This window comes from Formosa sediminum, assembly GCF_007197735.1.
Classification (GTDB): Bacteria; Bacteroidota; Bacteroidia; order Flavobacteriales; family Flavobacteriaceae; genus Formosa; species Formosa sediminum.
Map to the genome: position 1 here is coordinate 3,846,500 of NZ_CP041637.1, position 20,566 is coordinate 3,867,065.

The 20,566-nt window shown below is 32.2% G+C and carries 20 protein-coding genes; 9 read left to right on the top strand and 11 right to left on the bottom strand.

The window, feature by feature from the left end; all coding sequences use genetic code 11:
- Positions 1-25: 25 nt before the first annotated feature.
- From lepB to FNB79_RS16745, 3 genes are read left to right on the top strand one after another with little or no spacing between them, the layout of a single operon-like run.
- Positions 26-1,609 (top strand): signal peptidase I, encoded by a 1,584-nt coding sequence (lepB, locus tag FNB79_RS16735; protein WP_143382452.1) that lies wholly within the window; start codon positions 26-28, stop codon positions 1,607-1,609.
- A 13-nt stretch (positions 1,610-1,622) separates the two neighbouring features.
- A complete protein-coding gene (locus FNB79_RS16740; RefSeq protein WP_143382666.1) occupies positions 1,623-2,243 on the top strand; it encodes a WbqC family protein in 621 nt (206 codons plus the stop codon).
- Positions 2,243-2,551: a DUF6122 family protein gene (locus FNB79_RS16745; RefSeq protein WP_143382453.1), complete on the top strand. Its 309-nt coding sequence runs from the start codon at positions 2,243-2,245 to the stop codon at positions 2,549-2,551. The genes FNB79_RS16740 and FNB79_RS16745 overlap by 1 nt, the downstream gene beginning before the upstream one ends.
- Here the strand turns inward: FNB79_RS16745 and FNB79_RS16750 are convergent.
- From FNB79_RS16750 to FNB79_RS16800, 11 genes are all read right to left on the bottom strand, one after another.
- Entirely contained in the window at positions 2,543-3,574 is a 1,032-nt protein-coding gene (locus tag FNB79_RS16750) for an endonuclease/exonuclease/phosphatase family protein (protein WP_143382454.1), read from the bottom strand. The two genes, FNB79_RS16745 and FNB79_RS16750, sit on opposite strands and share 9 nt — an antisense overlap.
- Positions 3,575-3,576: 2 nt before the next feature.
- A complete protein-coding gene (locus tag FNB79_RS16755) occupies positions 3,577-4,455 on the bottom strand; it encodes a rhomboid family intramembrane serine protease (RefSeq protein ID WP_143382455.1) in 879 nt (292 codons plus the stop codon).
- 3 nt (positions 4,456-4,458) lie between these two features.
- Entirely contained in the window at positions 4,459-5,217 is a 759-nt protein-coding gene (locus FNB79_RS16760; protein WP_143382456.1) for a rhomboid family intramembrane serine protease, read from the bottom strand.
- A 20-nt stretch (positions 5,218-5,237) separates the two neighbouring features.
- A complete protein-coding gene (gene mutL, locus FNB79_RS16765) occupies positions 5,238-7,106 on the bottom strand; it encodes a DNA mismatch repair endonuclease MutL (RefSeq protein ID WP_143382457.1) in 1,869 nt (622 codons plus the stop codon).
- The gene (locus FNB79_RS16770) at positions 7,106-7,396 is read right to left on the bottom strand and encodes a riboflavin synthase subunit beta (RefSeq protein WP_143382458.1); all 291 of its coding nucleotides are present in this window, start codon (positions 7,394-7,396) and stop codon (positions 7,106-7,108) included. The genes mutL and FNB79_RS16770 overlap by 1 nt, the downstream gene beginning before the upstream one ends.
- A gap of 8 nt (positions 7,397-7,404) precedes the next feature.
- Positions 7,405-7,623, bottom strand: coding sequence for a hypothetical protein (locus FNB79_RS16775; protein WP_143382459.1), 219 nt, complete (start codon positions 7,621-7,623; stop codon positions 7,405-7,407).
- Positions 7,624-7,884: 261 nt separating this feature from the next.
- Entirely contained in the window at positions 7,885-8,178 is a 294-nt protein-coding gene (trxA, locus tag FNB79_RS16780; RefSeq protein WP_143382460.1) for a thioredoxin, read from the bottom strand.
- An 82-nt stretch (positions 8,179-8,260) separates the two neighbouring features.
- Positions 8,261-9,676, bottom strand: a complete 1,416-nt coding sequence (locus tag FNB79_RS16785) for an MBL fold metallo-hydrolase (protein ID WP_143382461.1) — start codon at positions 9,674-9,676, stop codon at positions 8,261-8,263.
- A gap of 56 nt (positions 9,677-9,732) precedes the next feature.
- On the bottom strand, positions 9,733-10,533 hold the full coding sequence (locus FNB79_RS16790; RefSeq protein ID WP_143382462.1) for a sulfite exporter TauE/SafE family protein: 801 nt from the start codon (positions 10,531-10,533) through the stop codon (positions 9,733-9,735).
- Between the two features lie 108 nt (positions 10,534-10,641).
- On the bottom strand, positions 10,642-11,274 hold the full coding sequence (locus FNB79_RS16795; RefSeq protein ID WP_143382463.1) for a Crp/Fnr family transcriptional regulator: 633 nt from the start codon (positions 11,272-11,274) through the stop codon (positions 10,642-10,644).
- A 106-nt stretch (positions 11,275-11,380) separates the two neighbouring features.
- A complete protein-coding gene (locus FNB79_RS16800; RefSeq protein ID WP_143382464.1) occupies positions 11,381-12,424 on the bottom strand; it encodes an aldose epimerase family protein in 1,044 nt (347 codons plus the stop codon).
- A gap of 287 nt (positions 12,425-12,711) precedes the next feature.
- Here FNB79_RS16800 and FNB79_RS16805 point away from each other — a divergent pair, with 287 nt between their 5' ends.
- From FNB79_RS16805 to FNB79_RS16830, 6 genes are all read left to right on the top strand, one after another.
- Positions 12,712-13,200, top strand: a complete 489-nt coding sequence (locus FNB79_RS16805; protein WP_143382465.1) for a GbsR/MarR family transcriptional regulator — start codon at positions 12,712-12,714, stop codon at positions 13,198-13,200.
- Between the two features lie 19 nt (positions 13,201-13,219).
- A complete protein-coding gene (locus FNB79_RS16810) occupies positions 13,220-14,350 on the top strand; it encodes an efflux RND transporter periplasmic adaptor subunit (protein ID WP_143382466.1) in 1,131 nt (376 codons plus the stop codon).
- A 20-nt stretch (positions 14,351-14,370) separates the two neighbouring features.
- Positions 14,371-17,514 carry an efflux RND transporter permease subunit gene (locus FNB79_RS16815; RefSeq protein ID WP_143382467.1) on the top strand — a complete coding sequence of 1,048 codons (3,144 nt, stop codon included), beginning with the start codon at positions 14,371-14,373 and terminating at the stop codon, positions 17,512-17,514.
- A 4-nt stretch (positions 17,515-17,518) separates the two neighbouring features.
- On the top strand, positions 17,519-18,934 hold the full coding sequence (locus FNB79_RS16820) for an efflux transporter outer membrane subunit (protein ID WP_143382468.1): 1,416 nt from the start codon (positions 17,519-17,521) through the stop codon (positions 18,932-18,934).
- A 152-nt stretch (positions 18,935-19,086) separates the two neighbouring features.
- Positions 19,087-19,476, top strand: a complete 390-nt coding sequence (locus tag FNB79_RS16825) for a hypothetical protein (protein WP_143382469.1) — start codon at positions 19,087-19,089, stop codon at positions 19,474-19,476.
- 4 nt (positions 19,477-19,480) lie between these two features.
- Positions 19,481-20,536 carry a M28 family metallopeptidase gene (locus FNB79_RS16830; RefSeq protein ID WP_143382470.1) on the top strand — a complete coding sequence of 352 codons (1,056 nt, stop codon included), beginning with the start codon at positions 19,481-19,483 and terminating at the stop codon, positions 20,534-20,536.
- Positions 20,537-20,566: the final 30 nt, after the last annotated feature.

The following is a 20,566-nucleotide window of genomic DNA, read 5'->3' on the forward strand; positions in this document are numbered from 1 at the left end:
AGACAATTAATAACCCAATTAAATTATGACTTTAACTCAGTGGTTTATTTTTATTTTAATCATCCAAGTTGTTCACGGATTAGGAACTTGGAAACTTTATGTAAAAGCAGGTAAACAAGCATGGGAAGCTTTTATTCCTGTTTATAATGCTATTGTATTAATGAAGATCATCAATAGACCTTGGTGGTGGACAATCTTACTCTTTTTACCTATTGTAAACTTAATTATGTTTCCTGTAATTTGGGTCGAAACTGCTAGAAGTTTTGGTAAAAACACTACTTTAGATACCATTCTAGCAATTGTAACATTAGGTTTTTACAACTATTATCTAAATTATGTTGCTACTGATTTAAACTATATTGAAAACAGGAGTTTAGAACCTAGAACAAGTGCTGGAGATTGGGTTAGCTCTATACTCTTTGCCATTGTTGCTGCTACTATAGTACATACTTACATTATTCAACCCTTTACTATTCCTACATCATCTTTAGAAAAAACATTACTTATTGGAGATTTTTTATTTGTAAGTAAATTAAATTATGGGCCTCGAATTCCGCAAACTACTTTGGCCTTACCTATGGTGCACGATTCAATTCCAAAAACCAAACTAAAATCATATATAGCAGACGATAATTTAGAGACAAAAGATCAATCTTTAAAAAACAAAACCCTTTTACCTTATCTTAGACTACCTGGCTTTCAAGACATAGAACGCAACGATATTGTTGTATTTAACTGGCCAGTAGATACTGTTACAGACTTTTTTAATACCCCAGACCGTAACCATTGGAAACCTGTCGATAAAAAATCTAACTATGTAAAACGTTGTGTTGGTTTACCTGGTGACTCTTTAGAAGTAAGAGATGGTTATGTTTTTATAAATGGTAAACAAAATGAATTACCAGATCGCGCTAAGCTGCAGTTTAGTTATTTAGTACAGCCTAAAACGCATCAATTTAATCCTAAAGAACTAGCAGACCGTTACGGAATAACAGATCGATTTGGGATAATTAACGATCAGAACACTTATATGTTTATGTCTATTACAGACGAAGCTGTAGAACAATTTAAAAATCATCCAAACGTAGCGAGTATAACTCCAATTAAAGAAGAACAAGGAGTTAGAGATCCTAGAATTTTTCCTCAAGATCCAAATTATAACTGGAATAACGATTTTTTCGGACCATTATACATTCCTGAAGCCGGTAAAACTATAGATTTAAATGTAGATGTATTACCACTTTATAAACGCGTTATTACGGAATATGAAGGCAATACTTTACAAGTGAAAGGGAGTAAAATTTATGTAAACGGTGAGGCAACCACTAGCTATACGTTTAAACAAGATTATTATTGGATGATGGGAGACAACAGACATAACTCTCAAGATGCTAGAGCTTGGGGCTTTGTACCTTTTGATCATGTTGTGGGAAAACCTGTATTTATTTGGATGAGCTGGGATCAATACGGTAAACCGCGTTGGGATCGATTCTTTACTACTGTTGGCGGTAGCGGAAAACCAGTATCTTATTTAATTCCAGCACTTATAGTTATCGCAGGTTTATTTGGTTTTAACACCTATAGAAAGCGTAAAAAAGCAAAGGCCTAATGTGTTTATGAGTTTGACAAGTATTTTACATCCTACATATTTCCCTAATATTGCCCACATGGCCGTCATGGCACAGTCTGATGTGGTAACTTTTGAAATGGATGATAATTTTGCAAAGCAAACCTATAGAACACGCACCTATATTTACGGTGCTAATGGGAAATTATTATTAAATATTCCAGTAGTTTACACACAGAAAAACAGACAGAAATATCGTGATGTAAAAATTTCTTATGCAGAAGATTGGCAAAGTGTACATTGGAAATCTTTACTATCTGCTTATAAAACGTCTCCGTTCTTTGAATATTATGAAGATGATTTACGCCCGCTTTTTGAAACTAAAGCTGAATATATTTTAGATTTTAACATGAACTGTTTCGAAGTTATTTCTGAATGTCTTCAGTTAGAAAAATCAATCCAAGAAACTCAAGAATTTAAACACGATATAGTAGGCGCCTCAGATCTAAGACACTTGGTAAATCCAAAATCGGATCTAAACTTTCAAAACGAGAAATATACCCAAGTCTTCGACGATAAACATGGGTTTATAAACAATTTAAGTGTTTTAGATTTACTCTTTAATGAAGGTCCAAATGCCTTAGATTATTTAGAAAATCAAGACCTGTCTTTATAATGTTACAAACGCTTATACATTACGGAATTCATTTTTTGGGTCCCTTAGCTGTGGCATTATTATTTTATAAACCACGCTGGAAATACGCTTATGTTATTATGATTTGCGGCATGCTAATCGATTTAGACCATTTATTAGCCTCACCTATTTTTAGTCCCGGACGTTGTAGTATTAATTTTCATCCGCTCCACTCCTATTGGGCCATTGCATTATATGTTTTATTAGTAATTCCTAAGAAAACGCGTCTGATAGGTTTAGGATTAGTTATTCATATAATTGCCGATGCAGTAGATTGTAGTTTAATGTAAGGATAATGTTGTCATTATAGGATAATGATCTGAATGTACCTCATCATTAAAGGTTTTAAAGCTGTTAATCGTAAAATTAGCTCCATCAGCAAAAATAAAATCTATCCGTACAGGAAAAAATTTAAAATTAAATGTCTTTCCAAATCCAGTACCAGCTTCCTTAAAAGTATCATCTAAATTCCCGCGAATCATTCTATACACATAAGAATAAGCTGTATTATTTAAATCGCCAGTAATAATCATTTTATATTTACAGGTCTTTTTATGTTCCAAAAACAACTCTGTTTGATCTTGTTGCATGGCAAAAGATTGACCTATACTCTTTAATAATCGCGCCGAATCTTCTTTTTTCAATGCTTCTACTTGAGTGTTTATACGCAAAGATTGTAAGTGAATGTTGTATACACGAATTGTATCATTATTTTTAACAACGTCAGCAAAAATAGCATTGTTAGGTGTGTTTGGAAATTTTATAGATCCTTTATTTACAATTGGATATTGAGAAAAAATAGCCTGACCAAATTGTTTTTTTTCACCCGCTAATTGAATATAGCTATACTTATAAAATGAAAAATCTATACTCTTATTATTAGGATGATATTCTTGCAAACTTAAAATATCTGGTTGTTCTGATTTTACAAAATTAGAAATATCTTTACCTACATCTGTATTTGGAATCCAATCATAAATATTAAATAATCTCACATTATAACTCATAATAGAGATAGTATTTGCATTTTCCGCTACTGTAGATCCTCCTATCTTAAACAACGTACCCATATAAAAATAACCAAACACTAAGACTAAAAAAGACAGTAACATTTGCAGTTTTAATTTTAGCAACCAGTATAAAACAAATAATACATTTATTATTATTAAAACAGGGACTGTTAGACTTAAAACAGATAAGAGTGTAAAATGCTTAGGTTGAAAAAATGGCAAAATATAAGATAATAGCAGTAAAGTAGCCAAAACCGAATTGATGAAAAAAATAAATTTATCAATAACGTTTAATTTACTCATACTTACTTTCCAGCTTTAAATAAAAATTCTTTTTCCTCTTTAGTTAAGCTGTCATAACCACTTTTACTAATTTTATCTAAAATAATATCTATACGCTTTTGTTTTGTAAAGGCATCAAACTCTTCTTTTTTAAAACCTCCCATTTTTTTATTGGTTTGTTTATAAACCGTTTTTAGAGGTGATTTCCCCGACTTAGAGAACCATCCTGTAATGGTGTCTACAAGCATTTCAAATCCTTTTCCTATATCTGTACCTTGTTTATATTGCATGGCATATATAAAACCAAGAGCTGCACCTCCAATATGTGCCAAATTTCCACCTGCATTAATACTTCCAAGTCCTAAAACATCTAAAGTAACTATAGCTGCACCAACAATCCAGAGTTTAATATTAAACATAAAAAACCTTAAATCCATTTGCGGCATGTAAGCACACATAAAAATGAGTAACGCTCGTACTGCTGCAGATGCACCAACCAAACGTCCACCAGAATTAAATACATTAGGTAATAAATTATAGCCTAAAAGAAATACAAGTGCGCCTGCAATTGCGCCTAAAAAATAAATATTTATGGCTAATTTTTTACTGAACATGTTTAAAAACCATTGTCCGATAAAATACAACCACAACATATTAAATAACAAATGTATAAAATCGTAGTGTACAAATGCATACGTAATAAAAGACCATGGAGTGACTATGAGCTCTGATAAATGACTTGATAATTCAAACCATTTTAAACTAATAAAGTAAGGTAAAACCGCCTTTAATGCTTTTAAAATAACTCCAATAACAAAAACAACAACATTTATTGCTATTATTTTTTCTAATACATTTAAATGTGATAGTTTTTGTTTAATATCTTGATTAAGTGTATTCATAAATTAATCCCAACGGTTTTTATCGAATTGTGTTTTTTTCCAATACCACATAATTAAGAATCCTGTTAATGCACCTCCAACATGAGCTACATAGGCTGTATTACTTGGACTAAAAAACGACTGTCCTGTTATGGCAGAAATTAAATCTAAAGCAATAATTCCCGGAATAAAATACTTTGCTTTAATAGGTATTGGTAAAAATATCATCATTAATTTAGATTCTGGATATAACATACCAAAGGCAACCAATACGCCCATAATTGCGCCCGAAGCACCAACCATAGTGCCATTAAATACACTTACAAATTTCCCTAACTGATCGCCATCTAGAACTTGAGACCAACGCGTATCGTACATAGCATAACCTGAACGTAACGTTTCTAACGTTTCTGCAGGATCAAATCCTGCGGCTTCTAAAGCAGACATCCCAGAACTATATTGAAAAAAGTAATATCCTAACATTAATAATGCGGCACCAAGCCCAGAAGACAAATAGAAAAACAAGAATTTTTTACTACCAAATCGTTGTTCTACAGGCGTTCCAAACATCCAAAGAGCTAACATATTAAAAGCAATATGCATAAAACCACCATGCATAAACATATGTGTAAATATTTGCCAAGGTTGGAAAGCTTCATTTTTAGGAAAATGTAATGCAAACCAATCGTAAAATAATGTACCTCCACCTACTATCATGGTTCCGATAAACATGATCACATTTATTATAATAAGGTGTTTTACTGTTTCGGAAATTCTATTCATAGCACTTTTTTTTCGTTAATTTACATAAATTTTTTATCCAACTCATCTACCGTCATGGTAATAAATGTTGGCCTATTAACAGGAGACACACTGGGGTCTTTACAAGCGAATAAGCTATTTACCAAATGCTCTTGCTCTGTTTGTGATAAAGATTGTCCAGATTTTATTGCTAGACTTTTTGCTAAGGATTTAGCTAATAAATCTGCAGCACTAAAATTTGCATCGGGAACCTCTTGTTCTACATCACTAATTAATTGTTCTAATATAATACTTACTTCGCTTTCTGGAACATTAATTGGCAACCCAATAATTTCTACAGACTGATTTTCAATACTTTGAAACACAAATCCAACATGTTCTAAATCACTCTTTAAATTTAAAATAATATCTTGTTCTTGCTTTGAAAGTTGAATATTTAATGGAAATAATAACTGTTGGCTTACCGTATTTTTTCCAGTAATATATTCTAAAAACTCTTCGTAAAGCACACGTTGATGAGCCCGATGTTGATCGATAACCAACATTCCGGATTTAATTGCACTTAAAACATATTTATTTTGAAGTTGATACGAATCTTGTTTTGTTGAAATTTGCGAATCATCAAATAAAGAAGCTGTGCTTTCTACACTTTCAAATTGAATTTCACTAAAGTCTGTTGTAGTTTTAGTGCCCTTTGATTCCATACCTACATATAAACTTTCCCAACTTGCAGTTGGTGTCTCTTTTCGTGTGGTAAAAGCAGGTGAAGATGAAGCTCTAGATGGTGTTTGGGGTTTTTCAATATCAAACGGATTAAACGACCTATCCACCTCAATAGTTGGTGTTTGTGCAGTTTTATTAGAATAATCGTATGGCGTATCTAAATTAGCATCCCGATCAAAATCTAAAACTGGAGCTATATTAAACTGACCTAAGCTATGTTTAACAGAAGCTCTTAAAATGGCATACAAGGTATGTTCATCGTCAAATTTTATTTCTGTTTTTGTAGGATGAATATTAATATCTATTGTTTGCGGATTAACTTCTAAATTTAAGAAATAACTCGCATGTGTTCCCTCTTTTATTAAGCCTTCAAAAGCTGCTGTAATGGCATGGTTTAAATAAGCACTTTTTATAAATCTGTGGTTAACAAAGAAAAATTGTTCGCCCCTAGACTTCTTTGCATATTCAGGTTTACCAACAAATCCTGAAATTTTAAGCACATCTGTATCTTCATTTACAGGCACCAATTTTTCATTGGTTTTGGGACCAAAAATATTAACAATGCGTTGTCTGTAATTACTTTCAGGTAAATTAAAAACTTCAGATCCATTATGATACATTACAAAACTAATGCTGGGATGAGCTAAAGCTACACGCTGAAATTCGTCGATAATATGCCTAGTCTCGACAGTATTAGATTTTAAAAAATTACGACGTGCTGGAATATTAAAAAACAAGTGTTTTACAGCTATAGATGTTCCTGTGGGAGTAACAACTACATCCTGATTAACAACTTCGCTCCCTTCTATAGTAAGCGTTGTTCCTACCTCATCTTGGGCTTGTTTAGTTTTTAATTCTACATGTGCAATTGCAGCAATACTAGCCAATGCTTCTCCTCGAAACCCTTTGGTATTGAGCTGAAATAAATCTTCGGCAGACCTAATTTTAGATGTGGCATGGCGTTCAAAACTTAAACGTGCATCTGTAACACTCATTCCTACACCATCATCTATAACTTGAACTAAGGTTTTTCCTGCGTCTTTAACTAATAACTTTATATGTTGAGCATTAGCATCTATAGCATTTTCTAAAAGTTCTTTAACTACAGAAGCTGGGCGTTGAACTACCTCTCCTGCTGCTATTTGATTTGCAACATGGTCTGGTAAAAGTTGAATAATATCTGCCATTATGAATTTGGAAGGAATATGGATAAATCAAAATCTATAATAAATAGAAAAATTAGAATTAGTATGGCAACAATAATTTTAATCCGACGATTTGCTGCTCGATCTGGAGATTCTTTTAATTCGCCAAAAGCATTTTTAAATTTCGTTTTTATTCCACCTGTTGGTCCAACAGTTTTTCTATAATCGTCAAACTTATGTTTTATCTCAAACGGACTCCCATCTCCTTCACTTTTAAAATGACGAGGTGTATACGTAAATTTTTTATTTTGTCTGGTTTTAAATATCCCCATAATACTTACTACAATTCATAATTACTTAATACATACCATAAAATAATCACCAAAATAAAGATCACTAACCATCCCGTTAAACGCATGCCGTGTTTTCCTTGATGCTTTCTCGTTTGTTTAAGGGCTTCCCATTGAGACGAAATTTCGTCTGAAGCTGTTTTGTTTTCTTGCTGAAACTTAGGCCTATAATTAAACGATTTATTTTTACGTTGATTAAATAAATTCACTATTTAAACTAGTCTTTGTTAAACACCAAAGGTACTCAAAATTGAGAACAATGTCGAATCAGGTTTCTAAAAAAATGTTAACAAAAGCAATCAAAACACATAGAATTCATCATTTTACAACGAAGGTTTATAGCTTTAAATATCAATTCTCTAAAATATTTAATAAAAATCTATTGTATTTCGTAAATATAAAAGTCAAAAAAGCGTCCTCGTTAGGACGCTTTTTTGCTAAAAATCTTTTCTAAATAATTGAACCGCGGACTAACTATTTTTTATAATGTTAATTAAATCTGACTGTTGCACCACACCAGATTGCCTCCAAACTTGAGTACCTGATTTATATAAAATTAATGTGGGTACCCCTCTTACATTTAGCTTAGATGCTAATTCTTGGTTTTTATCTACATCTATTTTTAATATAGAAACCGTTTCACCTAAACTATCTTTTACAGCTTTTAAAATAGGAGCCATAGTTTTACATGGGCCACACCATTCTGCAAAAAAATCGACTAAAACAGGCTTATCTTGTTTAATTAATTCTGAAAACCGACTCATATTTATTTAATTTAAAAATTAAGTACTGTATAAATACTATAACCTATACAGTAATATTGTTAATATTGAGGCGTATTTTAATTTACTTATTTTTTAAAGTAGAAGGACAAACAAAATTTGTTAAAGGAATGCCTGCTTCGCGAATAGCTTTCATGCCCCCTGCAACATCTATTAAATTATGATAACCACGACTTTTTAAAATAGATGCTGCGATTACAGATCTATAACCTCCTGCGCAATGCACATAAAAAGGAGTGTCTTTTGGTATTTCTGACAAATAATCATTTATAAATTCTAAAGATGCATTTTTTGCATTTTCAATGTGTTCAGAAGTATATTCAGCATCCTTTCTCACATCAAACACCTCTACATTTTCTGTTTCTAACCGTGTTTTAAACACCTCTGCACTTATAGACGAAATTGTATCGAATTCCTTACCTGCAGATTTCCAAGCTTCAAATCCACCTGCTAAATATCCTAACGTGTTATCAAAACCAACACGCGACAGACGTATTACAGCCTCCTCTTCCATTCCTGGATCTGTAATTAATAAGATCGGTTGTTTTACATCTTTGATTAAAGCACCAACCCATGGCGCAAATCCACCTTGTAATCCAATAAAAATAGAGCGAGGTATGTGGCCTTTTATAAAATCATTTTGATGACGCACATCTAAAACCAAAGCTTCAACAGCATTTGCAATGGTTTCAAATTCTTCTGGATTTAAAGCTTTAGTGCCTTTTTCTATGATTGTATCAATATTATCATAGCCTTCTTTATTCATCTTTACATTTAAAGGGAAATATTGTGGTGGTGGTGTTAAACCATCTGTAACTTCTTTAACAAATTCAGCTTTAGTCATGTCTTGACGCAAAGCATAGTTCATTTTTTTCTGATTCCCGAGTGTATCTACGGTTTCTTTCATCATATTTTTACCACAAGCTGAACCAGCACCATGCCCAGGATAGACTATAACATCATCTGCTAAAGGCATGATTTTAGTTCGTAAACTATCGTATAAGAATCCAGCTAAATCATCTTGTGTAATATCACTTTTCTGAGCCAAATCTGGTCGGCCTACATCACCTAAAAATAAAGTATCTCCGCTAAATATTGCATAATCTTTACCAGATTCATTTTTCAATAAAAAGGTGGTACTTTCCATAGTATGACCTGGTGTGTGCAATACTTTTATAATGACATCACCTAATTTAAATTCCTGTCCATCGGTAGCTATAATAGCTTTAAAAGAAGGATTTGCTGTGGGTCCATATATTATTGGAGCACCAGTTCGTTCGGATAAAGTTACGTGACCGCTAACAAAATCGGCATGAAAATGTGTTTCAAAAATATATTTAATTTTTGCTCCCTCCTTTTCTGCTCTATTAACATAGGGTTCTATTTCTCGTAACGGATCTATAATTGCTACTTCACCATTACTTTCTATATAATAAGCGCCTTGCGCTAAACAACCTGTATATATCTGATCTACTTTCATAATCTATTTCTTTATGTAAAATTACAACTGATTTTAATTTCACTGCGTAACACCTGTTACATTACGACTTCTTTAATTATTATATAAATTCCCATTACTAAGACAAACCAACCAAACCCTTTTTTTAACTTTTTACCTGGTATGTAATTAGATATATAACTTCCTAAAAAAATACCAACCACTGCTATTGCTGTAAAAGTTAATAAAAATATCCAATCGATTTCAATATTTCCGATATCACCAATAAAACCAATTAATGAATTAATTGCAATAATAAACAAGGATGTACCTACAGCCTTTTTCATAGATAAGTTTCCTAGAATTATTAATGCCGGTATAATTATAAATCCGCCTCCAGCACCAACAATTCCTGTAAAAAAACCTATAACAATAGCTTGATTAAAAATTAAAAGATTACTTAATTTTCTATATCCTTTTACCTTTTCATGATTTGCTTTAGGTTTTAGCATGGTTACAGAGGCTGTCACCATCATAATTGCAAACATTACCATTATGAAGATATCTTTAGTAACTAGAAAACCACCAATATTAAACATGGCTTTTGGAATTGCTGGAATAATAAATTTACGCGTAAGGTATACCATAGTAAACGCTGGAATTGCAAATACAGCAGCAATTTTCAAATCCACTAATCCCTTTTGAAAATTTTTAAAAGCCCCAAAACTAGATGACACCCCTACAATAAACAAAGAGTATGCAGTAGCAGTTACGGGATTAAACATAAGCAGATAAACAAGAATAGGCACAGTTAAAATAGAGCCTCCACCTCCTGTAAGTCCTAAAACTAACCCAACAATAAGCGCGCCTACATAACCAAAAACATGTAAAATATCCATATGTGAAATTTATACAAATGTACTGTTAAGCTAAAATTCACTATGTAACCTTTGTTACACAGCAAACTTAAAGCGTTTGCTAACTATTAAAAGCTAAGTAAACTAAATTTAAAGGTCTATTAAATGAATTTGATTCCGGTAAAGTTTTAATTTGCCATCGTTTTCTAGCTTTTTTAGTAATCTAGAAATAACAACTCGCGAAGTATGTAAATCTTGAGCAATATCTTGATGTGTTACGGTAATCATTTCATTATGATTTACCATAGCTTTATCTTTCAGATATTTTAGTAAACGCTCGTCCATTTTTAAGAACGCAATACTATCTATAGATTCTAATAATTCTACAGTACGCTCATGATAACTTTGAAGGATAAAATTTTGCCAACTTTTATATTTACCCATCCATGCTCCCATTTTTTCTACAGGAATCATAATTAAAGTTGCCGGAGTTTCGGCTATTGCTCGAATTTCACTTTTAGAATTCCCCATACAACAGGAGATACTCATGGTACATGTATCGCCTTGTTCTATAAAATACAATAGTAACTCATTTCCACACTCGTCTTCTCTTAAAATTTTAAGTGCTCCACTAATTAATAATGGCATATGCGAAATAGTCTGACCAATATCCATAAGAGTAAATCCCTCTGGTACGGATTTAAAAAGTCCGCATTGATTTATGTCTTGAAGTAACTCATCTTCAAACAAATACCCGTAATGTCTTTTTAAAGCTTCAATCATAAATAACAAATAAGTTTTTAAAGATAAGAATTAGCAAACAATTCTTATTTGATTATTCTATAGAAAATATTTTTAAAGCCATAAAAAACACAAGTATGTAATTTTATTATTTTATAGAAAATTTAAAGGCTGTGTGCGATGTATAAGTCTCTTCTGGATTTAAAACTGTAGAAGGAAAAGCATCTTGATTAGGCGAATCTGGATAATGTTGCGTTTCTAAACATAAAGCAACACGAGGCTTATAAGGAGTATCTAAAAAATTTGCAGTATAAAACTGCACTCCCGGCTCGTCTGTAAACACTTCCATATATCGGCCACTAGTCTCATCATGTACACTTGCTGCTAAACGGATGTGTTTATTTTGATGATTTAAAACCCAACAATGATCAAAACCTCCTCCTTTTTCAATTTGGTCATGGTTAGCATTTATATCTTTCCCTACTTTTTTTGGTGTTCTAAAATCGAATGGTGTATTACGTACTGTATCTATATTTCCTTGCGGAATAGCATCTGAATTAATAGGTATATAAGCATCTGCATCTATCATGACTAACTGATCTAAAATAGTTTTAGAAAAATCCCCAGATAAATTAAAATAAGAGTGTTGTGTTAAATTAACAACAGTAGTTTTATCTGTAGTGGCTTTATAGCTTACTTCCAAAGTATTATTGACTGTTAAAGTATACACTACTGTCACCTTTAAATTACCAGGAAATCCTGCCTCCAGATCTGGACTAAAGTAAGACAATTCTAACCCAACACGGTCTATATCTTCAATAGTTTTAGCATTCCAAAGTACTTTATCAAAACCTTTATTTCCGCCATGTAAACAATTAGTACCATTGTTAATTGGCAATTTATATACAGTCTTATTTAGCGAAAATTCACCTTTAGCAATACGATTGCAATATCTACCAATTATAGCTCCTAAAAATGTGGGATTGGTTAAATAAGGCTCTAATGTATCGTAACCTAAAACCACATTTTTAACCACACCATGTTTATTAGGTACTTTTAAAGCAGTAATAATACCACCAAAAGTAATGATATTAACCTCCATACCTCCATTATTTTTAAGCGTATAAAGTTGCACTTGTTTTCCCTCTGGAGTTAGGCCGTATAGAGACTGGCTAATTGATGTTTTTTTCATGTTAAATTTAGGTAATGCGTAATTTATAATAATACTGCTAGTTAACTTAATATTTAAAGTATAAAATTAATTAAAAAGAATTAAACATTACTAAAAGGTAAACTTCAATATTCTCTCAATTTATGTATGTATATCTATTTTATTCCTATAAAAATCTCAAATCTTAAAGTACTTAAAAATCATTTTATTAACATAAAAACAGTATATATTCATTTAACTTTTTTTTAACTCTTTTTTAGTTCGGTAGATTCCGAACCAACACTATATTTGCTCAAATTTACACAATTATGAAGAACGCACTTCTTGAAAAAAAACATAGCCTCGTTGAAAAACTAGGAGTGGTAATAGAAAACAGAGACCAGCTACCACCTGTAGCCAGTCGTATTATTTCTTATGTAGTTTTAAATGGAAAAGTTGGAACCACTTTCGACGATTTAGTCGTTAACCTATGTGCAAGTAAAAGTACAATTTCTACACATTTAAATCATTTAGTTGATTTAAAACAACTAGAGTACTTTACAAAACAAGGGGATAGAAAAAAGTATTACATCATTAGTAAGTGTCACATTATAAATCATATAAATAAAATGATTGATAATTGGAATACCGAAAAAGAATTACACCTAGAAATGAAATCTTATAAAAAAGAAGCCAATGAATTAATTCCAGACCACGCTGATAAATTCAGCTTAGAATTTCATAATAGTTACATTACTTATTTAGATGAAGTTACTAAATCGGTACTAAAATTAATAGAAAAAATTGAACACAATTAACAGTCTAATCAAAAAAAGCATGAAAAACAAACATTACATTCTTATATCACTAGCACTAATAGCAATAACCTTTATAAGTTGCGGCGATAGTAAATCTGAACAAGTACAACAACCCCAACAAGCACCTAGCTTCCCAGTTACAACACTACAAAATAAAACAGTAACGGCATACCAAAACTACCCTACAAGTATTAAAGGAATAGTAAGTAGTGATGTTAGTGCTAAAGTTAGTGGATACATACAAAAAGTATTGGTAGATGAAGGTCAACCCGTTAAAAAAGGTCAACCTTTATTTCAACTGGAGACCCAATCTTTAAGTCAAGATGCAGGAGCAGCAAAAGCCAATGTAAATGTAGCACAAGTAGAAGTAGATAAATTAATTCCCTTAGTAGAAAAAGGAATTATTAGTAATGTACAATTAGAAACTGCAAAAGCTAATTTAGCTCAAGCAAAAGCCAACTACAGCAGTATAACCGCAAATATTGGATACGCTACTATAAAGAGCCCCGTAAACGGTTATGTTGGCGCTATTAATTTTAGAGAAGGTGCTTTAATTAGTCCGAGTGACCCTACACCTTTAACCACAGTAAGCGATATTAGCAAAGTGTATGCTTTTTTTAGTTTAAATGAAAGCCAATATTTAGACTTTTTACAAAATGCAGAAGGTGAAAATTTAGAAGAAAAATTATCTAACTATCCAGATGTAAATCTAATTTTAGCTAACGGTACTTTGTATTCTGAAAAAGGAAAAATACAAACCAGTTCTGGACAAATTAACCAAAACACTGGAACAGTAAGTTTAAGAGCGATATTTGATAATCCAAATTTATTAATTACAAATGGAAGTAGTGGTAAAATACAAATACCTACAATTTATGAAAACGCTATTGTAATCCCACAAGAAGCAACCTACGAGCAACAAGGAAATATAATGGTATTTAAATTAGCCGAAAATAACACCATTAAAACTTCTATGGTAAAAGTAAAAGCTACAGTAGATAATTTATACGTTATAGAATCTGGACTAAATACAAACGATGTTATAGTAGTTACAGGTGTAGGAAAATTAAAAAGCGGAATGGTAATCACTCCTCAAAACACACCTTTTGAAGATGCTATAAAACAAATTCCAACTCTTTTCAGAAATTAAAACCCTAGAAACTTCAAATTATGTTAAAAACATTTATTGAAAGACCTGTACTTTCAACAGTAATTTCTATTATTATAGTTCTACTAGGAGTAATTAGTATAACGAGCTTACCAATAGAAGAATATCCAGATATTGCTCCACCTACAATAAAAGTATCTGCATCCTATACAGGTGCAAACGCAGAAACCGTTTTAGAGAGTGTTATTATTCCTATAGAAGAACAAATCAACGGTGTAGAAGGTATGACATACATTACATCTACAGCATCTAACACAGGTTCTGCAGAAATCACTGTTTATTTTGACCAAGAAATGGACGCAGACATTGCCGCAGTAAACGTACAAAACCGTGTAAGTAGAGCATCGCCATTATTACCAGAAGAAGTTACTAAAACCGGAGTCACAACACAAAAGCAAGAAACGAGTGCTTTAATGTTTATTTCGATGTACTCGGAAAATGAGGATTACGATGCTACTTTTATTCAAAATTATTTAAAAATTAACGTCATTCCAGCCATGCAACGTATTAGCGGTGTTGGTGATGTTAGTGTATTCTCGCAACAAGATTACGCCATGCGTATTTGGTTAAAACCAGAAAAACTTGCTGCTTATAATTTAATCCCTTCAGATATTTCTGCCGTTTTAGCAGAACAAAATTTAGAAGCTGCTGCTGGATCTTTAGGAGAAAATAACGGAGAATCTTTCTCGTATACATTAACTTATAGTGGTAGATTTAGAGATGAAGGTCAATACAGTGATATTGTAATCAAAGCCTTAGGAAATGGAGAGTTTTTAAGATTAAAAGATGTCGCTACTATTGAATTAGATGCACAGTCTTACGCATCAAATGCGATGAGTTTAGGAAATCCTGCAGTGTTTATGGGAATTTTCCAAACAAAAGGCTCTAATGCCCAAGAAATTATTGAAAATATAAAAACAACATTAACCACAGTAGAAAAAGATTTACCTGATGGTCTAGGCATCTTTATACCATACGATACTAGTTTATTCTTAAATGCATCAATAGAAAAAGTAATACACACTTTACTTGAAGCCTTTTTACTGGTATTCTTAGTAGTTTTTATATTCTTACAAGATTTTAGATCCACTTTAATTCCTGCTATTGCAGTTCCAGTATCTATTATTGGTACATTCTTTTTCTTAAATGTTTTCGGGTACTCGATAAACTTATTAACACTATTCGCACTCGTGCTCGCGATTGGTATAGTGGTAGATGATGCTATTGTTGTTGTAGAAGCCGTTCATGCCAAAATGGATGAAGGTGAAAAAAATCCAAAAACAGCCACTTTAGTTGCTATGAATGAAATTTCTGGGGCTATTATTTCGATAACTTTAGTAATGGCTGCAGTATTCTTCCCAGTAACTTTTGTAACTGGTCCAACAGGAGTATTTTATGAACAATTTGGGGTTACTCTAATTATTGCCATCTTAATTTCGGCAGTTAATGCCTTAACATTAAGTCCAGCATTATGTGCCTTATTATTAAAAACGCATGAAAATGATGAAGACATTAAAGGCAAAAGTCCTTTAAAACGTTTCTATACTCTATTTAACAGAGGATTTAATGCTACTATACATAAGTACGGAAAATCACTTCACTTTTTATACAGATGGAAATGGATCTCACCACTACTTATTTTAATAGCCGTAATAGGTATTTATTGGGCTGCCAATAACACTCCTACAGGTTTTGTACCTAATGAAGACAGAGGAATTATTTTTGCAAATATCGAGCTTCCTGCAGGTGCTTCTTTAGATAGAACAGACGCTGTAGCTAAAAAACTTTACGCCAAAATTGAAAATATGGAAGGTATTATTGGTGTAAACGTAATTAAAGGACGTAGTTTAATTAACGGTACAGGTTCTAACTATGGTATGGGAATTATTAAATTAGAGGATTGGAGCAAACGTGAAGATCCAAGTCTTTCTGCAAATGCTATTACTGCAAAATTATTTGGTCTGGCGGCAGAAGTTCCTGAAGCTCAAATTATATTCTTCTCTCCTCCTAGTATTCGTGGATTCGGTAATTCTGCTGGATTCGAGGTCAATTTACTTGACAAATTTGGAGGTGAATTTAAAGATCTAGATAAAGCAAATCAAGATTTTGCAGCAGCATTAATGAGTCACCCAGAAATTAAATATGCGCAATCTGCCTTTAACACAAACTATCCACAATACGAGATGGAAGTAAATGTGCCACTAGCTAAAGAAAAAGGTGTTTCGGTAACAAGTATTTTTTCAACTTTACAAGGATACATTGGAGGGATTTACGCTTCAGATTTTTCTAAATTCGGAAAACAATTTAGAGTATATATTCAAGCTTTACCAGAAGACAGAGCAGATGCAAATGCTTTAAATAGCATGTACGTAAGAACTGACACAGGTGAGATGACGCCAATTACCCAGTTTGTAAATTTAAAACGCGTATATGGACCACAATCTGTAACTCGTTTTAACCTATTAAACTCTACAACTATTTCAGGAGCAACAAATGATGGGTTTAGTACAGGAGATGCGATTAGAGTTATTGAAGAAGAAGTTGCAAAACTGCCTAGTAATTACACCATTGCATACTCTGGACTTACTCGTGAAGAAGTTAATGCAGGAAATCAAACCACTTTTATATTTTTCTTAAGTATTCTATTTGTGTACTTCTTTTTAAGTGCACAATACGAAAGTTATTTGTTACCCTTTGCAGTAATCCTCTCATTACCTTTTGGTGTATTTGGAGCTTATATAAGTACTAAATTTTTAGGTTTAGAAAACAATATATATTTCCAAATTTCCCTCATTATGCTTATTGGGTTACTAGCAAAAAATGCTATCCTAATTGTTGAAATTGCATTACAAAGAAGAAAAAGTGGCCAAAGTATTATTGAAGCTGCAATAGATGGTGCAAAGTCTCGTTTACGTCCGATTTTAATGACCTCTTTTGCCTTTATTTTAGGGTTAATACCACTTGTTATAGCTAAAGGAGTTGGTTCTGAAGGAAATAAATCTATTGGGACAGGTGCCGTTGGAGGATTATTAATAGGTACTGTTTTAGGGGTATTTGTAATTCCTATATTATTTATTTTATTTCAATGGTTACAAGAAAAAATTTCGAGTAAGCCAGTAGTTATCGAACAAAACTTAGAACAATAATTGTATGATATCAAGTATAAAACATAACGTATTTAGTAAAGTTGCAGTCTTACTTTTTGCGATGCTAACATTACAAAGCTGTTTTGTAGCTAAAGACTATAAACGACCTGAATTTAAAGAAACGCCTAATTTATTTAGAACAGATAATTTGCCATCAGATAGTATATCTATGGCAGATGTATCTTGGAAAGATTTATTTACAGATCCGTTTCTAAATCAATATATACAAGAAGGTCTAGAAAACAATATAGATATAAGAATTGCCATACAACAAATGGCTGCGGCAGAATCTTATGCTAAGCAAGGAAAAGCTGGATATTTACCTTCATTAGACTTAAGCGGAACAGCGTCTCGAGATAAATATTCAGAAAACAGCCAGTTTGGATCTATTTTTAGCGGTTCTATAGATTCTTACGACTTAACAGCTAGCCTATCGTGGGAAGCAGACATTTGGGGTAAAATAAGAAGCTCTAAACGTGCATCAGACGCTAATTTTTTACAATCTGTAGCTGCGCATAAAGCAGTAAAAACAATGCTTGTTTCTCAGATTGCAACAACCTATTACCAACTATTAGCTTTAGATGAGCAATTAAAAATTACCAATGAATCTATTTTAACACGTGAAAAAAGTGTTGAAACAATTCAAGCATTAAAAGATGCTGGACAAGTTAATCAAGTTGCAGTAGACCAAAGTATAGCGCAATTTAACAGTGCTAGCGCTTTAAAAATAGATATAGAAAAATCTATCTTTCAAACAGAAAACACATTGAGTTTACTTTTAGGAAAAAGCCCTGAAACTATTGAAAGATCGAGCTTAGATACACAAAAACTTGATACCGATATTAATGTGGGAGTTCCAGCTGTATTACTTAGAAACAGACCAGATGTTATGGCGGCAGAATATGGCTTAATTAATGCGTTTGAGTTAACTAACGTTGCAAAAAGCCAGTTTTATCCATCGTTAACATTAACCGCTTCTAGCGGATTTCAAAGTTTAGAAATTAAAGATTGGCTAAGTGCTAACTCTATATTTTCTAGCCTTGTTGGTGGGTTAGCACAACCTTTATTTAATAAGCGAAGTATAAGAACTCAACATGAAGTTGCTATCGCCCAACAAGAACAAGCACTTTTAAATTTTGAAAAAACATTGCTTACAGCAGGTAATGAAATTTCAAATACATTATATAACTATGAAGCTGAAAACAAGAAAATCGTATTCAGAGAAAATGAAGTTGTGGCTTTAAGAAAAGCAGAAACTAATTCTGAAGAGCTTTTAAATTATGGCTTAAGTACTTTTCTTGATTTACTAACCGCTCGTGCTGCTGCTTTGAGCGCAGAACTTAATGTCGTTGAAAGTAAATTACAACAACTCCTTAATGTCGTTGATTTATATGAAGCCCTTGGTGGTGGTTGGAAATAATTATATCCTACTTTTATAATATTTAAAAGAGCCCTTTTCTAAAAAATTAGGGCTTTTTTAGTTTTAAACTTTAATATATATTTAGCTAATACCTGAAAAACGTTGTATTTTCGATTTCAAAATCAATTTTATTTCAGAATAAACTCTAAACAATGAGAAAAGTAAGTGTAATTTCTGCATTAATTTTATCTATTGTTGCTACAATATGGGCAACATTACCTGCGTCTCTTTACGCAAATATTCTAGCATTAACTGCTTTAATTATAGCCTTAATTGGATTACGTCTTTCTAAACAAAAATTACAACCAAAATCTACGTCACAGCTTGCACTATTACTTAGCTGTATCGCTTTAATTCTTTCTGTTTATAAATCTATATTTATACCTGTTCAAGAAAATGAAATCATACCAAATGAACATCAAGAAGCAGACGACCATTTTGATGATAATGAAGATTACGACGAAGAGGCTGATTTAGATTTCGAAGAAGCTAAAGAAAAATCACCTCAAGATATTATAAATTCTAACCCACCTTTAAACTAAATACATGCATCTAAAATTCCTCTTTCTTTTACCCTCCTTACTTGCACTCTATTCTTGTGCAGATTTAAAAGATAATAATCAATCAGAACATATTTCAGATATAACATCTACACAAGATAGTACGCTTATAATGACGTATGCCAATACAATTACTACTGAAGATTTAAAAAATCATTTAGAAATATATGCTTCAGATGCATTTGAAGGGCGTGCTACTGGAACTATCGGACAAAAAAAAGCTAGCGAATATTTAAAACAATATTATATAAGTCAAGACATTCCATCACCTATAAACGATTCGGTATACTTTCAACACATTCCAGAATCTTATCTGCCTAAAAACACAAATGCCTCAGAAAATGTATTGGCTTTTATTGAAGGCTCAGAGAAACCTGAAGAAGTTTTAATTATCTCTGCTCATTTAGATCATGTAGGAATTAATGATGGCGAAATATATAATGGTGCAGACGATGATGGCTCCGGAACAGTTGCCATACTAGAAATTGCTCAAGCTTTTAAACAAGCAGCTTTAGATGGACATAAACCCAAACGAAGTATTTTATTCTTACATGTTACCGCCGAAGAAATTGGACTATATGGCTCTAAATATTACTCTGAACACCCAATTTTTCCTTTAAAAAACACCATTACCAATTTAAATATAGATATGATTGGACGTGTAGATGATAAACATCTTAACCAACCAAATTATGTATACCTAATTGGTTCCGATCGTTTAAGTGACGATCTTCATAATATATCTGAAAAAGTAAATACTACATATTTTAATTTAGAATTAGACTACACGTTTAATGATCCTGACGACGAAAACAGATTTTACTACAGATCAGACCACTACAACTTTGCCAAACATAATATTCCTGTAATTTTCTATTTTAACGGTACTCATGCAGATTATCATAAAGCGACAGATACCGTAGATAAAATTAATTTCTCGATGCTCCAAAAACGTGCACAACTAGTTTTTACTACGGCTTGGGAATTAGCTAATAGAGAAAATCGTCCCGCTTTAAATGATGATATAAAACCTGTAGATTAATTTAAATTTTAATAATACACTCTAAATAAA